Source organism: Piscinibacter sp. (assembly GCF_050175855.1).
Classification (GTDB): domain Bacteria; phylum Pseudomonadota; class Gammaproteobacteria; order Burkholderiales; family Burkholderiaceae_C; genus Piscinibacter.
In genome coordinates this window covers 21,965-37,964 of record NZ_JBFXIO010000003.1, presented here as the reverse complement: position 1 = coordinate 37,964, position 16,000 = coordinate 21,965, and the positions used below count along the sequence as shown (strand labels likewise).

Below are 16,000 nucleotides of genomic sequence, written 5' to 3'. Positions count from 1 at the left end.
GGCCAGCGGCTGGCCGCCGCGGTAGCGCTGCAGCAGCGGCGCCCACAGCCACGACGAGGCGATCACGCCGGTGCCCAGCAGGATGTAGAAGGCCACCACCGTGCCCGTGCTCGCGCCCTGCTCGCGCAGCAGCGTGACGATGAAGGTCATGTAGCCGATGTAGCCGAGGCCGAACATCAGGTAGCCGGCCAGGCCGAAGGCGAAGTCACGTGCGCGGAAGCCCTCGCCGCGCGGGGCCGTCGCGGCCGGCGGCGCGGCCAGCGCACGGGTGCCCCAGGCCATCAGCAGCGTGGCGGCCATCGCGGCCAGCGCCAGCGCCTGCCACGCCAGCGGCCAGCGCAGCGGCGGCACCACCAGCGACGAGGCGATGATGCCCAGCCCGGTGCCGCCGTAGTACAGACCGAGCACCAGCGAGGGCTTCGCACCGGGGCTCTGGCCGAGCCGCGCAGCCAGCAGCCCGCCGCTGGCGAAGGTGGCGGCGCTGGCCACGCCGGTCAGCCCGCGCAGCGCGTAGAGCAGCTCGTCGCCGCGCACGAGGCCGTGCAGCGCCAGCAGCGCCGCCGCGCCCCAGCCGCCAGCGAGGAACACCGTGCGCGCATCGAGCCGCGCCAGCGCGCGCGGCAGCAGCAGCGCGCCGGCGAGGTAGCCGACCGCGTTGACGGTGTTCATCGCGCCGGCGGTGAAGTAGCTCCAGCCCAGGTCGGCGCGCATCGGCGGCAGCAGCAGCGCATACGAGAAGCGCGCCAGCCCGAGAGAGACGGCCGCGCCCAGCGCGAGTGCCAGCGCCGTGGCGAACAGGCGGCGATCGGTCATGTTCACGTCGAGGCGCCGCGCGCGCCGAGCAGCCGCTGCGCCACCTGCGCGAAGCCGCGCCCGCGCTCGCCCTCGGTGATCCAGGCCGGCCAGGTGTGCAGTTGCGCGGCGAAGCGCATCAGGTTGGCCACGCCGACGCTGAGCGGAAAGTGCTCGAACATGCGCTGATCGTTGGTCGAGTCGCCGACGTAGAGCCAGCGGCCGCGCTCGGCCTCGACGTCGCGTCCGAGCCGCCGCCGCACGATCCAGCGCGCGCCGCTGAGCTTGTCGTGATCGCCGAACCAGCCGTTGATGTGGATGGAGCTCACGGTGGCGTTCATGCCTTCGGACTGCATGAGCGCGACCACCTTCGCGATCGCCGTCTCGTCGAGATGCGCGAATTCGCTGTGGTCGATGGCGATGTCTGTCACGCGGCCGGCGCTGTCGCGGGCCAGCGTCGCGCCCGGCACCTCGCGCAGCACGCGCTGCGCCACCTCGGCCAGGCGCCTGGCGTTGTGCGTGCGCGTGGGGTCGTCCTGCGCGTACTCGATGCGCAGCGTGCCGTCATTCATGAACAATGCCACCGCGCCGTTCTCCGCGACGATGGCGTCGATCGGCCACTCGCGCGCGAACGGCTCGCTCCAGCCCATCGGCCGGCCGGTGATGGCGATCACCGGCATGCCCACCTGGCGCAGCGCGCCGAGTGCGGCCAGCGCCTCGGGTTCGATCGCGCCCTCGTGCGTGAGCGTGTCGTCGATGTCGGTGAGCACGCCACTCACCTCGCGCAGCAGCGCGTCGGGGCAGTCGTCGAAGGGTCGGGAAGCGGTGGGCATGGCGGGAAGTCTCGCACGGCCGCACAGCGCTATGCTGCGGCCATGACCGAAGTAAAGGTGCTGCTGTTCGACGTGTTCGGCACGCTCGTGGATTGGCACGGCTCGATCGCCCGCGAGGTGCATGGCGTGCTCGGCGCGCAGGGCATCGAGGTCGATGGCGCGGCCTTCGCCACCGCCTGGCGCGACCAGTACCAGCCCGCCATGGAAGAGGTGCGCAGCGGGCGCCTGCCGTTCAGCAAGCTCGACGTGCTGCACCGGCGCAACCTCGACGTGGTGCTGAAGGACTTCGGCCTCGACCGCGTCGACGAGGCCACGCGTCGGCACCTCAATCACGCCTGGCACCGGCTGGAAGCGTGGCCCGACGTGACGCCGGGCCTGTCGCGGCTGCGCCTGAAGTACCGCCTCGCGCCCTGCTCGAACGGCAACATCTCGCTGATGGCCGACCTCGCCCGCCGCAACGACTGGCACTGGGATGCGATCACCGGCGCCGAGCTGGCGCGCGACTACAAGCCCAAGGCGATCGTCTACCTCACCGCCGCCGCGGCCTTCGATTGCGCGCCGCAGGAGGCGATGATGGTGGCGGCACATTCGTCCGACCTGGCCGCCGCCGCCGCGGCCGGATTGCGCACCGCCTTCATCGCGCGGCCCGACGAGCACGGACCCGGCATCGGCGAGACCGAGGCCAGCGTGCCGGTGGACCTGTCGGCCGCGAGCCTGCTGGCCCTGGCCGACCGGCTCGGCTGCCGCTGAGCGCGGCCGTCAGGGCCGCACGACGGCCCAGCCGAGCTTCTGCTTCTCGATGATCTCCACCACGCCGGCCTTCACGTAGCCGATGTCGGGCAGCATGTCGTCGCGCGTCTTCTTGCGCCCGGCCATGGTGTTCTCGCACATCAGCACCTTGGCGCCGGTCAGCGAGGTCTCGCTGATGCGCGAGGCCTGGGGCGAGGACTTCTCCAGCAGGCCGATGCCGTTGCCGAACACGACGAGTTCGACATTGACCTTGTCCATGCCGTACTCGTTCTGGATGTTGCGCACCACGTTCAGTGCCTGATTCCAGGTCTTCGGGTCGGCATCGCTGACCTGGATCACCACGCCGGGCTTTCCAGCCGCCATCGGCGCCCGGGCGCCGTCACCGCGCATGCCGGCGCAGCCGGCCAGCACCACCCCCAGGGCCAGCACTGCCAGCCGCCTGCCCATCCAACGTCCCATGGCCTGTCTCCTTCCAGTCGGTTCGTGATCCCCCTGGGGTATTTTGCGCATGCCCGCCGGCTGGCGTCATCAGCATGACTACGAGGGTCGCCGCCGGAATCCCTTCACCCCGCAGGAGGCGGCTCGGCCAGCCCCAGGGCCTTCGACAGCCGCGCCACCAGTGCCACCAGCTCGTCGTCGATGCGCCGGGCCTCTTCGCCGACGCCGGGCGGCAGCGCCTCGGTGCTGTCGAGCTGCAGCTCCAGCGCCGTCAGCGCCTGCGACAGCGTCACCATGCCGGCGGTGCCGCAGGCGCCGCGCAGCGAATGGCACGCGGCCAGCACCGCGGCCCGCGTCGAGGCGTCGATCGGGCCGCGCAACTCGGCCTGTCCGCCGGCGTAGCGCTCGACGAAGCGCCTCAGCAGGCGCAGGACGATCGACGCCTGACCGCCGACGATGCGCATCGCTTCCCCGAGATCGAACCCGTCGACAGCGGCGAGCGCATCGATCGGCAGGATGTCGCCCGGCGCCGCCCGTTCGGCTGCCGAGGGTGCGCCCTGCGCCGGCAACCAGCGCAGCAGCGCGGCGTAGAGCTCGCGCGGCTCCACGGGCTTGCCGAGGTGATCGACCATGCCCGCGTCGAGGCAGGCGTCGCGGTCTTCCCCGAACGCATTCGCAGTCATCGCGATGATCGGCAGCCGCTGGCCCACGCGTGCGCGGATGGCCCGCGTGGCCTCCAGACCGTCCATCACCGGCATCTGGACGTCCATCAGGACCAGGTCGTAGCGCCCCGTTGCCGCCATGCGCAGGGCTTCGGCACCGTTCGGCGCGACATCGACGCCCAGCCCGACGCAGCGCAGCAGTTCGCCCGCCACCTCCTGGTTCACCTCGTTGTCTTCGGCGAGCAGAACCAGCCGTCCGGCGGTGCGACGGCGCAGCGCGGCGTCGTCGAAGGCGGGTGCGGTGGGGGCCGGCGCGGTCCCGCGCAGGGCCGACTGCAAGCTGTCGAACAGCGTGGAGGCCGTGACCGGCTTCGCCAGGGCCGCGGCAAAACCCAGCGCGGCGGCCTGCGGCCAGATCGCGTCGACATCGCCTGCGCTGAACAGCAGGGCTGGCGGCGTGGCCTCGCCGAGCACGCGGCGCAGGGCCTGCAGCGTCGACAGCCCGTCCATGCCCGGCATGCGCAGATCGATCATCACCGCGTCGTAGGCCCGGCCGGCCGCCAGCTCGCGCTCGGCCTGCCGCACGGCGCTGGCACCGTCCGGCGCGGCATCCACGGTCATCCCCAGGCTGCCCAGCTGCTGTCTCAGCGCCTCCCGCGCCTCGGCCAGGTCGTCCACCAGCAGCACGTACCGGCCCCGCATCGACAGCGTGCTCTCCGGCGCAACGCGCGGCGGCGCGACCAGCAGTTGGGCGGTAAACCAGAAGCTGCTGCCTTCGCCCGGAGCGCTGCGGACACCCGCGTCGCCGCCCATCAGCCGTGCAAGGTGCCGCGTCAACGCCAGCCCGAGGCCGGTGCCGCCATGCCGGCGCGTGGTCGAGCTGTCGGCCTGTTCGAAGGCGGCGAACAGCCGCGCCTGTTGCTCCGGCATGATGCCCGGCCCCGTGTCGGTGACCTCGAAGCGCACCTCGATCCGGCCGCCTTGCTGGCCGAGACTCTCGGCACGCAGGCGCACCCAGCCCGACTCGGTGAACTTGACGGCGTTGGACAGCAGGTTGATCAGCGCCTGGGCGAGGTGCTTCGGGTCGCCGATCAGGCGCTCGGGCAGGTGGTCGGTGTCGAGCACCAGCTCCAGGCCCTTCGCCGCCGCTGCCTCGCCTACCACGGTCAGCGCCCGGGTCATCAGTTCGTCGCGAGAGAACTCGATCGACTCGAGCCCCAGCTTGCCGGCCTCGATCTTGGACAGGTCGAGGATGTCGTTGATCACCTGCAGCAGGTGCTTGGCGGCGGTGTCGACCTTGCGCAGCCGCTCGCGCTGCAGGCTGTCGTCAGCGTCGCGCGCCATCAGGTGGGTGAGCCCGATGATCGCGTTCATCGGCGTGCGGATCTCGTGGCTCATGTTGGCGAGGAAGGCGCTCTTTGCGCGTGTGGCCGATTCCGCCTGGTCGGCGCGCAGCGCGAGCTCGCGCTCGGCCCGCTTGAGCGCGGTGATGTCGTTCACCACGGCGATGAAGCCCATCACCTCGCTGTCCACCCAATGCGGCACATAGTGCACGTAGGTGTGGCCTACCGAGCCATCCGGCAGCGTGGTGTCTCGCTCGAAGTCCTGCCGCTGCCCTTGCAGCGCGGCGCGCGCGTAGGGCTCGTTGCGCCGGGTGCGCTCCTCGCCGAGCAGTTCGGCGAACCGCACGCCGACCATCTGCTCCGGACGCCTGTCGAACCACGCGGCGAAGGCCTGGTTGGCGAAGCGGCAGTGCAGGTCGCGATCCCAGTAGGCCACGAGCGCCGGAATGCTGTCGGCGACGTGGCGCAGAAACTGCTCGCCGCGTGCCACGGCCTCGGCCAGCCGCTCGGCGTCCCGGCGCGCTTCGACGAGTTCGCTGACGTCGGTGGCGACCTCCAGCACCCCCTGAACCGCGCCGTCGGCCTGGGCGGCCACGTAGCGAATCTGCTTGGTGCGCGGCAGGCCATCGACCCGTTCCTCGCGCATGTGCAACTGCGGAGTGCCCGCCATGGCCGCCTCGGCGAAGCGCCGCAGGTGGTCAGCGGCGTCGGCCGGATAGATCTCGCGGCAGCTGAGCCCGACGACTTCATCGGCCGTGCGGCCCATGCGTTCCCAGAAGCGCCGGTTGGCAAAGCGCAGTCGGCAGTCGCGGTCCCAGAAGGCGACCCTAGCCGGCAGGCTGTCGGCCACCATGCGGGTCAGCGCCTCGGCCTGCTCCGTCGCCACCTTCGCCAGCTCCGCCTTCAGCTGCGCCTGGCGCAGCTCGGTGATGTTGGTGGCGATGAAGAAGTAGCCGGCGATGGGCTCGGTGCGCTGGTCGGGCACGCGATAGATCCAGAAGTGACCCGGCCGGCCCTCGCCCGAGCGCATGTCGAGCACCGACTCGACCGTCTCGCCGGCAAGGATCCGCTCGATCGATGCACTCTGGCGGTCGAGGAACTCCTGGCCCAGCACCTCGGGAATGGTCTGGCCGATCGCCTGCTCGCGCCGCAGGCCGAACCACTCGAGGTAGGCGCGGTTGGCGAAGCGCAGCCGCAGCTCGCGGTCCCAGTAGGCGAGCAGCGTGGGCTGGTGGTCGGTCATCAACTGCGAGAAAGATTCGATCGCTTCCTTCTCGCGCAGCGCGGCGGTCAGCGCGCGCGTGCGTGCCTCGACTTCCTCCTCGAGGTGCTCACGGTGCGCCGCCTGCTGGCGCACGAGCTGGCGCAGTTCGCTGATGTCGGAGAACGACAGCACCACGCCCTGCGGTGCGCCGCCAGCCATGTCGAAGAACGGCTCGGCATTGACGCTGAGCCAGCGCACGGCCTGCCCCGGGAGCTCCAGCCCGAGGACGGCGCCGTGCTCCGGCCGCCCGCTGGCCAGGGCGCGCACGCTGGGCCACTGCTCGGGCGACAGCAGCTCGCCGCCTTCCGCATGCATGCGGACCTCGGCATCGCGCCGTCGCTGCCGGATCTCCGCCAGGCTCATGCCCAGCATCCGTTGCGCCGAGGGGTTGGCATCGATCACCTCGCCCTTGGCGTCGTAGACGATCACCCCTTCGGCGAGGCTGGCCAGGGTGATGCGTGTGCGGCGTTCTCCGCGCGCGATCTCGGCCTGTGCACGGCCGCGTGCCGCCTCGCTGCGCTGCAGGCCGAGCAGCAGGCCGCCCAGCAGCCCGGCAGACAGCAACAGCATGAGATTGAAGAGCAGCGTGGCCCGCCTCACCGCGGCTTGCGTGCTGTCCGTCACCGCCGCCACGAGCTCGTCCAGCGCGCGGAAGACGTCGTGGATCAGCAGTCGGGTCTGCAGCTCGGCGTCGCTCGCGGGCTGGTTCGGATCGGCCGCCACGAGCGCGTCGTTCAGGTGCTGCAGCAGCGCGCTGAGCGCCTGCGTGCGGGGCTGTTGCCCGCTCTCGGCGCCGACGCGGGCCAGCACGGACTCGGCCTGCGCCAAGAGCGCCGCGCCCTGACTCGCCTGCCAGGGCGATTCGGCACCGCCATCGAAGCGCAGGTGGAAGATCGCCTGCTGCACATCGGCCGCCGCGCGGCCCACGTCTCGTTCGACGGCGTGCAACGACTCGGCCAGCCCCAGTTCGAACCGATGCACCACGCCCAGCAGGGTGAACAGCAAGAGCACCGCGAGCGCCACGGCGTACCACCATGGTCGGGTGGTCGGCACGTCGCTGCGGGCTGATTCCGAGGCAGGCTGGTTCATGTCGGGATCTGCATCAGTCCTCGGAGGATTCCGGCACATCGGCGGCACCCAGCCCGAACGGGCGCAGCAGGTCGAGATGCGCGGGACTTCCAAGGTAGCCGTCCAGTGCCTCGTCGATCGACTGCGCCAGGTGCTCGTCGTCACGCCGAACCGCCAGCCCCACCAGGTTCGTGGTGGCGCCGGGGCCCTCCGCGGGTTCGGCGACGAGCCGGTCCGGAGCCTGCGACGCCATGAGCGCCACCGTCGGCAAGGACAAGGCCAGGGCGTCGCTTCGGCCGGACGCGACCGCCTCGCGGCCGGTGCGGGCGTCGGGCACGATCAACAGCGCGCCGCGATCGGTCATCTTCGCCTCGAAGAACGTTGCCTCCACCGAGCCGGCCACCACGGCCACGCGCACATTCGGCCGGCTCGCCGCCTCGCGATAGGGGCCGAGCTGCGCCGTGGTTCCGGCGCGGCGCAGCCAGCCAGGACGCACGCGCAGCGTCGGGCGGGAGAAGCGCACTCGCTCCCTGCGCTGCGGTGTGATGAACAGCCCGGCGGCAATCACGTCGAAGCGCCCGTCTTCCAGCTCGGGAATCAGGCGGTCGAACTCAGTCAATACCCACGCCGGCCGCACACCCAGGCGCTGCGCCACCTCGCGGGCCACTTCCGGTGATTCGCCACCGGGCCGGCCATCAGCGCGGATCAGTGCATACGGCGCCTCGAGGGCGTAGCCGATGCGAAGTTCCCCGCGTTCACGAACCTGCTCGAGCGAGTCGTCGGAACCACGCCGCCACACACCCGCCACGAGGGACAGCAGCGTCAGCACCGCCAGCAGACCCGCGACGAAATGCCGATGACGAATCAGGAACTGCACTCTGGACATCTTCGAGGCTTGGCGTGGTCTCGGCCTTGCCCGGAATCAAGTTGTGCCCATGCTAGGCCAAGTCACCGGCCCTCAGAGGACAAGTGCGGCCGATCTAGCCCTCACCCACGCCCAGATGTGAGTCGGCCCGAGCAGCCTTGCGCAAGCGACGTCAACGGCCTCAATAAGTGGCGCGCCCGCCGGAGATGTCGAACACCGCGCCGGTGGAGAAGGAGCAGTCCTCCGAAGCCAGCCAGCCGATCAGCGCGGCGATCTCGTTCACCTGCACGAAGCGGCCCATGGGGATCTTCGACAGCATGAAGTTGATGTGCTGCTCGCTCATCTGGTCGAAGATCGCCGTCTTCGCCGCCGCCGGCGAGACCGCGTTGACGAGCACGCCCTGGGTGGCCAGTTCCTTGGCCAGCGACTTGGTCAGCGCGATCAGCCCGGCCTTCGAGGCGCTGTAGTGCGAGGCGTTGGGGTTGCCTTCCTTGCCCGCCACCGAGGCCACGTTGACGATGCGGCCATAGCCGCGCTGCAGCATCTGCGGCACCACGGCGCGGCAAGTGAGGTAGGGCGCGATCAGGTTGACCTCGACGACGCGGCGCCACACCTCGGGCTGCAGTTCCCAGGTGGTGGCGTTGCCGCCGGTGATGCCGGCGTTGTTGACGAGGATGTCGATGCGGCCGTGCGCGCGCATCACCGCGCCGGTGGCGGCCGTGACCGCGCCCTCGTCGGTGAGCTCGACGGCGTGGCCATCGACCGTGCCGAGCGCGGACAGCGATTCCTTCGCCGCAGCCAGCGCCTTGGCGTCGACGTCCCACAGCACCACCTTGGCGCCGGACAGCAGCATGCGCTCGGCGGTGGCGTAGCCGATGCCCTGCGCGCCGCCGGTGATGATGGCGACGCGGCCATTCAGATCGATCTGGTTCATCGGGCGAGCCCCTTCAGTGCCTCGGCCGCGTTCGGGCCCTTCTCGCAATCGGCGATGTACTGGCGGATGATGTCGGCGAACGAGGTGTCGGGCTGCAGCCCCAGCGATGCAGCGCGCGCCGCGGTGGCGCCGGTGGGCCAGTTGGCCACGATGCCGGCGATGCGCTCGTCGCGCTCGAAGCGCACGCGTGCGCGCACCGCCTTGCCGGCCACCTGCTCGAGCGCGTCGAGCATCTCGCCCACCTTCACGTTCAGCGCGGGCAGGTTGAGCGCGAGGCGGCCCTTCAAGGCATCGCGGCTCGCCTCGTACACCGCGATCAGCGCGTCGACCGTGCGGCCCGGCGACGACACCGGGTGCGACACGTCGGGCGACACCGGGCAGACAGCCTCCACGCCCGCCAACGGCTCGCGGATGATGCCGCTGAAGAACGACGAGGCCGCGCCGTTGGGCTTGCCCGGGCGCACCGTCACCGTCATCAGCCGCGCACTGCGGCCGTCGATGTAACCCTTGCGCGTGTAGTCGGCGATCAGGTATTCGCACATCAGCTTGTGCGTGCCGTAACTGGTCTGCGGCGCGGGCAGCGTGGTGTCGGTCACCACCGGCGGCATGGGCACGCCGGCATCCGGGCCGAATACCGCCACCGAGCTGCTGAACACGAAGGTGGGCACCTTGCCGCCCTTGGGCAGCTGCAGGCGCAAGGCATCGAGCAGGGTGCGCGTGGTGTCGAGGTTGCTGCGCAGGCCGAGCTCGAAATCGAGCTCGCATTCGCCCGACACCGCCGAGGCGAGGTGGAACACGCCGTCGAAGCCTTCCTCGGCCAGGCCGGAGCATTGCGCAAGCAGCGCCCCGGTGCGCGCGCTCACGCGCGCATCGGCCAGCAGGTCGGCCGGCGGCGGGAACTGGTCGGCGAGCACGATGTGCTCGATCTTCTTCCCCGCCAGCGTGCCGCGCGCGAGCAGCGTGCGCGCCAGGCGCGCACCGACGAAACCGGCGCCGCCGGTGATGAGCAGCTTCATGCTCTCAGGTCCTCTTCCAGGGTTGGAACCAGCCGAGACCGGCCGAGGTGGCGCCCTTCGGGCGGTACTCGGCACCGATCACGCCGGTGTAGCCGAGCGCGTCGATGCGCTCGAACAGATAGGGGTAGTTGATTTCGCCGATGTCGGGCTCGTGGCGCTCGGGCACGCCGGCGATCTGCAGGTGGCCCACCCGCCCGGTCGGCACAAAGGCCTCGAGCTTCTTCGCCAGGTCGCCCTCGACGATCTGGCAGTGGTACAGGTCCATCTGCACCTTGAGGTTGGCCGCGCCGATGCGCTGCACGATGTCGTGTGCCTCGTCCTGACGATTGAGGAAGAAGCCGGGGATGTCGCGCGTGTTGATCGGCTCGATCAGGAACGTGATGTCGCGCGCCTGCGCCGCCGCCCAGGCTAGGTTGGCCTCATAGACGCCGCGCAGCGCGGCACGCTCGGCACCGGCCGGTGCGAGGCCGGCCATCAGGTGGATGCGCGGGCAGTCCAGTGCGCGGGCGTACTCGATCGCCCGGGCGACGCCGGCGCGGAACTCGTCCTGCCGCCCCGGCAGGCAGGCCAGGCCGCGCTCGCCGGCCACCCAGTCGCCCGGGGGCGCGTTGAAGAGGGCCTGTTGCAGGCCATGGTCGGCCAGCCGCTTCGCGAGTTCCGCCGCCGGGAAATCGTAGGGGAACAGGTACTCGACGGCGTCGAAGCCATCTTTCGCGGCCGCGGCGAAGCGGTCGAGGAAGGCGTGCTCGCCGTACATCATCGAAAGGTTGGCAGCGAAGCGCGGCATGGCGGCCTCCTTCAGGCCTTCTTGGCGGGCAGTTCGAGCCCGGCGAGTTCGGCGTAGAACTTCACCACCGCGGCGTCGTCCTCGTTGCCGTGGCCCGCGGCAGCGGTAGCCAGGTAGAGCTGATGCGCCGCCGCCGCCAGCGGAAGCGGGAAGGCCAGCTTGCGCGCCGCGTCGAGCACGATGCCCAGGTCCTTGACGAAGATGTTCACGCTCGACAGCGGCGTGTAGTCGCCCTCGAGGATGTGCGGCACGCGGTTCTGGAACATCCAGCTCATGCCGGCGGAGTTGCAGATCACCTCGTAGAGCGCCGCCGGGTCTGCGCCGGCGCGCATGCCCAGGGCCATCGCCTCGCAGGCGGCGGCGATGTGCACGCCGGCCAGGTGCTGGTTGACCATCTTCACCGTGGAGCCGACGCCGGCCTTGTCGCCGAGGCGGTAGACCTTGCCGGCGATGGCGTCGAGTACCGCACCGGCGGCCTCGAAGGCCTCGGGGCGGCCTGAAGCCATCACCGTCATCTGCCCTTCGGCGGCCTTCTTCGCGCCGCCGGACACCGGGCCGTCGATCAGGTGCAGGCTGCGCTCGGCAAGCTTCGCCTCCCACTGCGGCGGCAGCGCGGGGTCGACCGTGGCCGAGGCGATCACGACCGAGCCGGGGCGCAGCGACGAGGCCAGGCCCTGCTCGCCGAACAGCACCGCTTCGGTCTGCGCGGCATTGACCACCAGCAGCTGCACCACGTCGCAGCGCGCGGCCAGATCCTGGAGCGAATCAGCGAGTTGCCCGCCGGCCGCCGCGAAACGCGCGCGCGCCGCCTCGGTGGTGTCCAGCCCCCAGGTGGGCACGCCGCGCTTCATCGCCGAGACGGCGGCCCCATAGCCCATCGAGCCCAGGCCGACCACACCGAGCACCTTGCTTTCGCTCATGAACGCACTCCCACGACCCGCCGCTTGCCGCGCGTGATCACGCCGCCCTGCTCCAGGCGCCGCTCGCCGTGCAGGATGTGCTGCGTGGCGCGCTTGCGCGCCGCCAACGGGTCGCGAGCGGCGATGGCCTCGACGATGGCGCGGTGCTCGTTGCGCACCTGTTCCATGAAGTCCTTGCGCCGCGCCTCGTTGCCGCGGGTGATGCGCATGCCCTCGCGCAGGTACTGTTCGAGGAAGCCGAGCAGGCGACTGAATTGCGGGTTGCCGGTGGCCTCGCCGATGGCGCGGTGGAAGGCCAGGTCCTCGGCCACGCCGTCGCGGCCTTCGACCTCCGCGCGGTCGATCTCGGCCAGCGCGCGCTTGAGGCCGCTGATCTGCGCGCGCGTGGCGCGCTGCGCGGCCAGCGCAGCGATCTCGCCCTCGAGCACGCGCCGAACCTCGACCACGTGCACCACCGACTCCACCGACTCCAGCACCGAAGGATCGAAGGCCAGCGGCTGGTTGACCGCCGGCGCGGCGACGAACACGCCGGAGCCCTGCCGCGAGCTGAGCAGCCCGCGCGACTTCAGCTGATGCACGGCCTCGCGCACGACGGTGCGCGAGACACCGTGCGCCTCGGCCAGCTGCTGCTCGGAGGGCAGCTTGTCGCCCGGCTTGAGCCGGCCACCCTCGACCTGCGCGCTGAGCATCGCCGCCAGCCGGTCGGACAGCCGCTCGGTCACCAGCCGGCCGCCCGCGGAGGCCGGGGAAACCTGGGTGGGGGCCGGGCTGATTGACATGGTCATCAGGTTATCATACAACTTTGCGCCAGATCAACGCACAGCGCGAAGCGCGACGAGAAGGGGACAAAGGGCATGGCCAGCGTGAGCATCCGGGGCGCGAAGAAGCGCTTCGGCGACGTCGAGATCCTGCATGGCGTGGACATCGAGATCCCCGACGGTTCCTTCACCGTGCTGGTCGGCCCCTCGGGTTGCGGCAAGTCCACCCTGCTGCGCATGATCGCCGGGCTGGAGCACATCAGCGGCGGCGACATCCTGATCGGCGACACCCGCGTCAACGACGTACCGCCCAAGCAGCGCGACATCGCGATGGTGTTCCAGAACTACGCGCTGTACCCGCACATGACGGTGCGCGACAACATGGCCTTCTCGCTGATGCTGGCCAAGCGCGACAAGGCCACCATCGAGCAGAAGGTCGGCCGCGCCGCCGAGATCCTCGGCCTGAACCAGCTGCTCGACCGCTTCCCGCGCCAGCTCTCCGGCGGCCAGCGCCAGCGCGTGGCGATGGGCCGCGCGATCGTGCGCGACCCGCAAGTGTTCCTCTACGACGAGCCGCTGTCCAACCTCGACGCCAAGCTGCGCGTGGCGATGCGCAGCGAGCTGAAGGAACTGCACCAGCGCCTGAAGACCACCTCGATCTACGTCACGCACGACCAGATCGAGGCGATGACCATGGGCGACCAGATCGTGGTGATGCGCGACGGCCGCATCGAGCAGACCGGCAGCCCGCTGGAGCTGTACGACCGCCCGGCCAACACCTTCGTGGCCGGCTTCATCGGCTCTCCGGCGATGAATTTCCTGCCCGGCACGCTGCGCCGCAGCGGCGGCCAGGCCACCGTGCAGCTGGCCGACGGCACCGCCCTGCCCGCGCCGGCCGATGCCGCCGGCAACGACGGCCAGCCGGTGATCTTCGGCACGCGGCCCGAGCACCTGATGCTGGCCAACGGCAGCGGCATCCCGACGCAGGTGGTGGTGGTCGAGCCCACCGGCGCCGACACCTTCGTCTCCTGCCGCCATCACGGCAGCGAGCTCTCGGTGGTGTTCCGCGAGCGCCACGCCTTCGCGCCGGGCAGCACCATCCACCTGCAGCCCGACACCACGCGGGCCCATCTCTTCGACGCGCAGTCAGGCCGACGGCTCGTGGCCTGAGGCTTTCTTCCGAAGCGGGCTTCACCCGCCATCCTCAACCCAGGAGTCACCAGGAGACAGGCATGCAAGACCAGAACCGTCGCAAATTCCTCGAGAGCTCGGCCGGCGTGGCCGCCGCGGCCACCTTCGGCACCGGCGCGCTGTGGACGCCGATGGCCCAGGCGCAGAGCCTGGCCTACAAGCCCGAGAAGGGCGCCAAGCTGCGCGTGCTGCGCTGGAAGCGCTTCGTGCAGGGCGACGAAGACGCCTTCATGGCCAACATCAAGAAGTTCACCGAGAAGACCGGCATCGAGGTGCGCATCGACAACGAGGGCTGGGAAGACGTGCGCCCGAAGGCTGCGGTGGCCGCCAACATCGGCAGCGGCCCCGACATCATCATCGGCTGGTTCGACGACCCGCACCAGTACCCCGACAAGCTGCTCGACATGACCGACCTGGCCGACTACCTCGGCAAGAAGTACGGCGGCTGGTACGACGTGTGCCGCAAGTATGCGCAGCGCGCCGGCACCAACCGCTGGATCTCGATCCCCTGGGGCGTGGTCGGCAACGCCGTCGTCTACCGGGAGAGTCACGTCAAGGCCGCGGGCTTCGACGGCATCCCGAAGGACACCGCCGGCTTCCTCAAGCTCTGCCAGGCGATGAAAGCCAAGGGCACGCCGGCCGGCTTCGCGCTCGGCAAGGCGGTGGGCGACGGCAACAACTGGGTGCACTGGCTGCTGTGGTCGCACGGCGGCAAGCTGGTCGACAAGGCCGGCAACGTGGTCGTCAATTCGCCCGAGACCATTGCCGCGCTGGAGTATGCCAAGCAGCTGTACGACACCTTCGTGCCGGGCACGCTGTCGTGGCAGGACGCGAACAACAACAAGGCCTTCATCGACAGCCAGATCTCGCTGACGGCCAACGGCATCTCCGTGTACTACGCAGCGAAGAACTCGCAGGATCCGAAGGTCAAGGAGCTGGCGGCCGACATCCAGCACGCGCGCTTCCCGATCGGGCCGGTGGGCAAGCCGACCGAGCTGATGCAGATCACGCAGTTCATGACCTTCAAGCACACCAAGTACCCGCAGGCCGCCAAGGAGCTGGTGCGCTTCCTGATGGAAGGCGAGCAGTACAACCCGTGGATGCAGTCGGCGATCGGCTACGTCTCGCAGCCGCTCAAGGCCTACGAGAAGAACCCGATCTGGACGGTGGATCCGAAGCACACCGCCTACCGCGACGTCGCCTCGATCATGCTCGACCATGGCCACGAGGGGCCGCTGGGCTACGCCTCGGCGGCGGCGATGGCGGACTACATCGTGCTCGACATGGTGGCCGAGGCCTCCAGCGGCTCGAAGACGCCGAAGGAAGCCGCCGAGCGCGCCGAAGCCCGGGCGAAGCGCTACTACAAGCTCTGACATAACCCCCCGTAGCGCCTGCGGCGCTCCCCCCAGGGGGCGCCGCCAGCGGACCGGCCAAGCCGGTTCCGCGGCGGCCGCTGGATCGAGGCTGAACGAATGAGTCTTCTCGAGAAGTTGCAGAACAGCCGCAACGCGCTGGGCTGGGCCTTCATGCTGCCGGCGGCCGTGCTGCTGCTCGGCCTGCTGGCCTATCCGCTCGGGTTGGGCACCTGGCTGGGCTTCACCGACGCCAAGATCGGGCGGCCCGGCGAGTGGGTGGGGCTGGAGAACTTCAAGTACCTGGTGGGCGACAGCGTCACGCAACTGGCGCTGTTCAACACCCTCTTCTACACGGTGGTGGCCAGCATCCTGAAGTTCGCGCTCGGGCTGTGGCTGGCGCTGCTCCTGAACAAGAACCTGCCGTTCAAGAGCTTCTTCCGCGCCATCGTGCTGCTGCCGTGGATCGTGCCGACGGCCCTGTCGGCGATCGCCTTCTGGTGGCTGTACGACGCGCAGTTCTCGGTGTTCTCGTGGGTGCTCACCCAGCTCGGCTGGATCGACCACTACATCGACTTCCTCGGCGACCCGTGGAACGCACGGCTGTCGACCATCGCCGCCAACGTCTGGCGCGGCGTGCCCTTCGTGGCGATCTCGCTGCTGGCCGGCCTGCAGACCATCTCGCCCTCGTACTACGAGGCCTCGGCGATCGACGGCGCCACACCCTGGCAGCAGTTCCGCCACGTGACGCTGCCGCTGCTCACGCCCATCATCGCGGTGGTGATGACCTTCTCGGTGCTGTTCACCTTCACCGACTTCCAGCTGATCTACGTGCTGACGCGCGGCGGCCCGCTGAACGCCACGCACCTGATGGCCACGCTGGCCTTCCAGCGCGGCATCCCCGGCGGCTCGCTCGGCGAAGGCGCAGCGCTGGCCACGCTGATGGTGCCGTTCCTGCTCGCGGCGGTGATGTTCAGCTACTTCGGCCTGCAGCGCCGCGCGTGGCAGCAAGGGGGTGACAAGTGAG

At 70.2% G+C, this 16,000-nt stretch carries 14 protein-coding genes; 4 read left to right on the top strand and 10 right to left on the bottom strand.

All coding sequences use genetic code 11. The features are described 5' to 3' along the window. Positions 1 to 813 (bottom strand): YbfB/YjiJ family MFS transporter (locus tag AB7U92_RS00860; RefSeq protein WP_428573794.1); only part of this gene is annotated, 813 nt, incomplete at its 3' end. A 2-nt stretch (positions 814 to 815) separates the two neighbouring features. Next, entirely contained in the window at positions 816 to 1,625 is an 810-nt protein-coding gene (locus AB7U92_RS00855) for an HAD-IIB family hydrolase (protein ID WP_428573792.1), read from the bottom strand. A 42-nt stretch (positions 1,626 to 1,667) separates the two neighbouring features. Here AB7U92_RS00855 and AB7U92_RS00850 point away from each other — a divergent pair, with 42 nt between their 5' ends. Further along, the gene (locus AB7U92_RS00850; RefSeq protein ID WP_428573790.1) at positions 1,668 to 2,375 is read left to right on the top strand and encodes a haloacid dehalogenase type II; all 708 of its coding nucleotides are present in this window, start codon (positions 1,668 to 1,670) and stop codon (positions 2,373 to 2,375) included. A gap of 9 nt (positions 2,376 to 2,384) precedes the next feature. Here the strand turns inward: AB7U92_RS00850 and AB7U92_RS00845 are convergent, their stop codons facing one another. The 8 genes from AB7U92_RS00845 to AB7U92_RS00810 all read right to left on the bottom strand — a co-directional run bounded on the left by AB7U92_RS00845 (position 2,385) and on the right by AB7U92_RS00810 (position 12,457). Next, a complete protein-coding gene (locus tag AB7U92_RS00845; RefSeq protein WP_428573788.1) occupies positions 2,385 to 2,834 on the bottom strand; it encodes a DsrE family protein in 450 nt (149 codons plus the stop codon). Positions 2,835 to 2,938: 104 nt separating this feature from the next. Continuing rightward, positions 2,939 to 7,171, bottom strand: coding sequence for a PAS domain-containing protein (locus AB7U92_RS00840; protein ID WP_428573786.1), 4,233 nt, complete (start codon positions 7,169 to 7,171; stop codon positions 2,939 to 2,941). A 13-nt stretch (positions 7,172 to 7,184) separates the two neighbouring features. Then, a complete protein-coding gene (locus tag AB7U92_RS00835; RefSeq protein ID WP_428573784.1) occupies positions 7,185 to 8,027 on the bottom strand; it encodes a transporter substrate-binding domain-containing protein in 843 nt (280 codons plus the stop codon). A 169-nt stretch (positions 8,028 to 8,196) separates the two neighbouring features. After that, positions 8,197 to 8,949 (bottom strand): SDR family NAD(P)-dependent oxidoreductase, encoded by a 753-nt coding sequence (locus AB7U92_RS00830; protein ID WP_428573782.1) that lies wholly within the window; start codon positions 8,947 to 8,949, stop codon positions 8,197 to 8,199. After that, positions 8,946 to 9,965 carry a D-erythronate dehydrogenase gene (denD, locus tag AB7U92_RS00825; RefSeq protein ID WP_428573780.1) on the bottom strand — a complete coding sequence of 340 codons (1,020 nt, stop codon included), beginning with the start codon at positions 9,963 to 9,965 and terminating at the stop codon, positions 8,946 to 8,948. The genes AB7U92_RS00830 and denD overlap by 4 nt, the downstream gene beginning before the upstream one ends. Before the next feature lie 4 nt (positions 9,966 to 9,969). Continuing rightward, positions 9,970 to 10,752, bottom strand: coding sequence for a 2-oxo-tetronate isomerase (otnI, locus tag AB7U92_RS00820; protein ID WP_428573778.1), 783 nt, complete (start codon positions 10,750 to 10,752; stop codon positions 9,970 to 9,972). Positions 10,753 to 10,763: 11 nt separating this feature from the next. After that, the gene (ltnD, locus tag AB7U92_RS00815) at positions 10,764 to 11,672 is read right to left on the bottom strand and encodes an L-threonate dehydrogenase (RefSeq protein ID WP_428573776.1); all 909 of its coding nucleotides are present in this window, start codon (positions 11,670 to 11,672) and stop codon (positions 10,764 to 10,766) included. Continuing rightward, on the bottom strand, positions 11,669 to 12,457 hold the full coding sequence (locus AB7U92_RS00810) for a FadR/GntR family transcriptional regulator (protein WP_428573774.1): 789 nt from the start codon (positions 12,455 to 12,457) through the stop codon (positions 11,669 to 11,671). The genes ltnD and AB7U92_RS00810 overlap by 4 nt, the downstream gene beginning before the upstream one ends. A gap of 69 nt (positions 12,458 to 12,526) precedes the next feature. On the opposite strand from AB7U92_RS00810, the gene AB7U92_RS00805 reads away from it, so the two are divergent. From AB7U92_RS00805 to AB7U92_RS00795, 3 genes are all read left to right on the top strand, one after another. Continuing rightward, on the top strand, positions 12,527 to 13,600 hold the full coding sequence (locus tag AB7U92_RS00805; protein ID WP_428573772.1) for an ABC transporter ATP-binding protein: 1,074 nt from the start codon (positions 12,527 to 12,529) through the stop codon (positions 13,598 to 13,600). Between the two features lie 62 nt (positions 13,601 to 13,662). Continuing rightward, positions 13,663 to 14,994 carry an ABC transporter substrate-binding protein gene (locus AB7U92_RS00800; RefSeq protein WP_428573770.1) on the top strand — a complete coding sequence of 444 codons (1,332 nt, stop codon included), beginning with the start codon at positions 13,663 to 13,665 and terminating at the stop codon, positions 14,992 to 14,994. A 99-nt stretch (positions 14,995 to 15,093) separates the two neighbouring features. Next, positions 15,094 to 15,999, top strand: a complete 906-nt coding sequence (locus AB7U92_RS00795; protein ID WP_428573768.1) for a carbohydrate ABC transporter permease — start codon at positions 15,094 to 15,096, stop codon at positions 15,997 to 15,999. The last annotated feature ends 1 nt before the right edge of the window (position 16,000 follow it).

Bases quoted from the DNA above. Each gene is read 5' to 3' on its own strand.
- AB7U92_RS00855 (WP_428573792.1), bottom strand. From the start codon at position 1,625: ATGCCCACCGCTTCCCGACCCTTCGACGACTGCCCCGACGCGCTGCTG.
- AB7U92_RS00850 (WP_428573790.1), top strand. From the start codon at position 1,668: ATGACCGAAGTAAAGGTGCTGCTGTTCGACGTGTTCGGCACGCTCGTG.
- AB7U92_RS00845 (WP_428573788.1), bottom strand. From the start codon at position 2,834: ATGGGACGTTGGATGGGCAGGCGGCTGGCAGTGCTGGCCCTGGGGGTG.
- AB7U92_RS00840 (WP_428573786.1), bottom strand. From the start codon at position 7,171: ATGAACCAGCCTGCCTCGGAATCAGCCCGCAGCGACGTGCCGACCACC.
- otnI (WP_428573778.1), bottom strand. From the start codon at position 10,752: ATGCCGCGCTTCGCTGCCAACCTTTCGATGATGTACGGCGAGCACGCC.
- AB7U92_RS00805 (WP_428573772.1), top strand. From the start codon at position 12,527: ATGGCCAGCGTGAGCATCCGGGGCGCGAAGAAGCGCTTCGGCGACGTC.
- AB7U92_RS00810 (WP_428573774.1), bottom strand. From the start codon at position 12,457: ATGACCATGTCAATCAGCCCGGCCCCCACCCAGGTTTCCCCGGCCTCC.
- AB7U92_RS00800 (WP_428573770.1), top strand. From the start codon at position 13,663: ATGCAAGACCAGAACCGTCGCAAATTCCTCGAGAGCTCGGCCGGCGTG.
- ltnD (WP_428573776.1), bottom strand. From the start codon at position 11,672: ATGAGCGAAAGCAAGGTGCTCGGTGTGGTCGGCCTGGGCTCGATGGGC.
- AB7U92_RS00830 (WP_428573782.1), bottom strand. From the start codon at position 8,949: ATGAACCAGATCGATCTGAATGGCCGCGTCGCCATCATCACCGGCGGC.
- AB7U92_RS00795 (WP_428573768.1), top strand. From the start codon at position 15,094: ATGAGTCTTCTCGAGAAGTTGCAGAACAGCCGCAACGCGCTGGGCTGG.
- denD (WP_428573780.1), bottom strand. From the start codon at position 9,965: ATGAAGCTGCTCATCACCGGCGGCGCCGGTTTCGTCGGTGCGCGCCTG.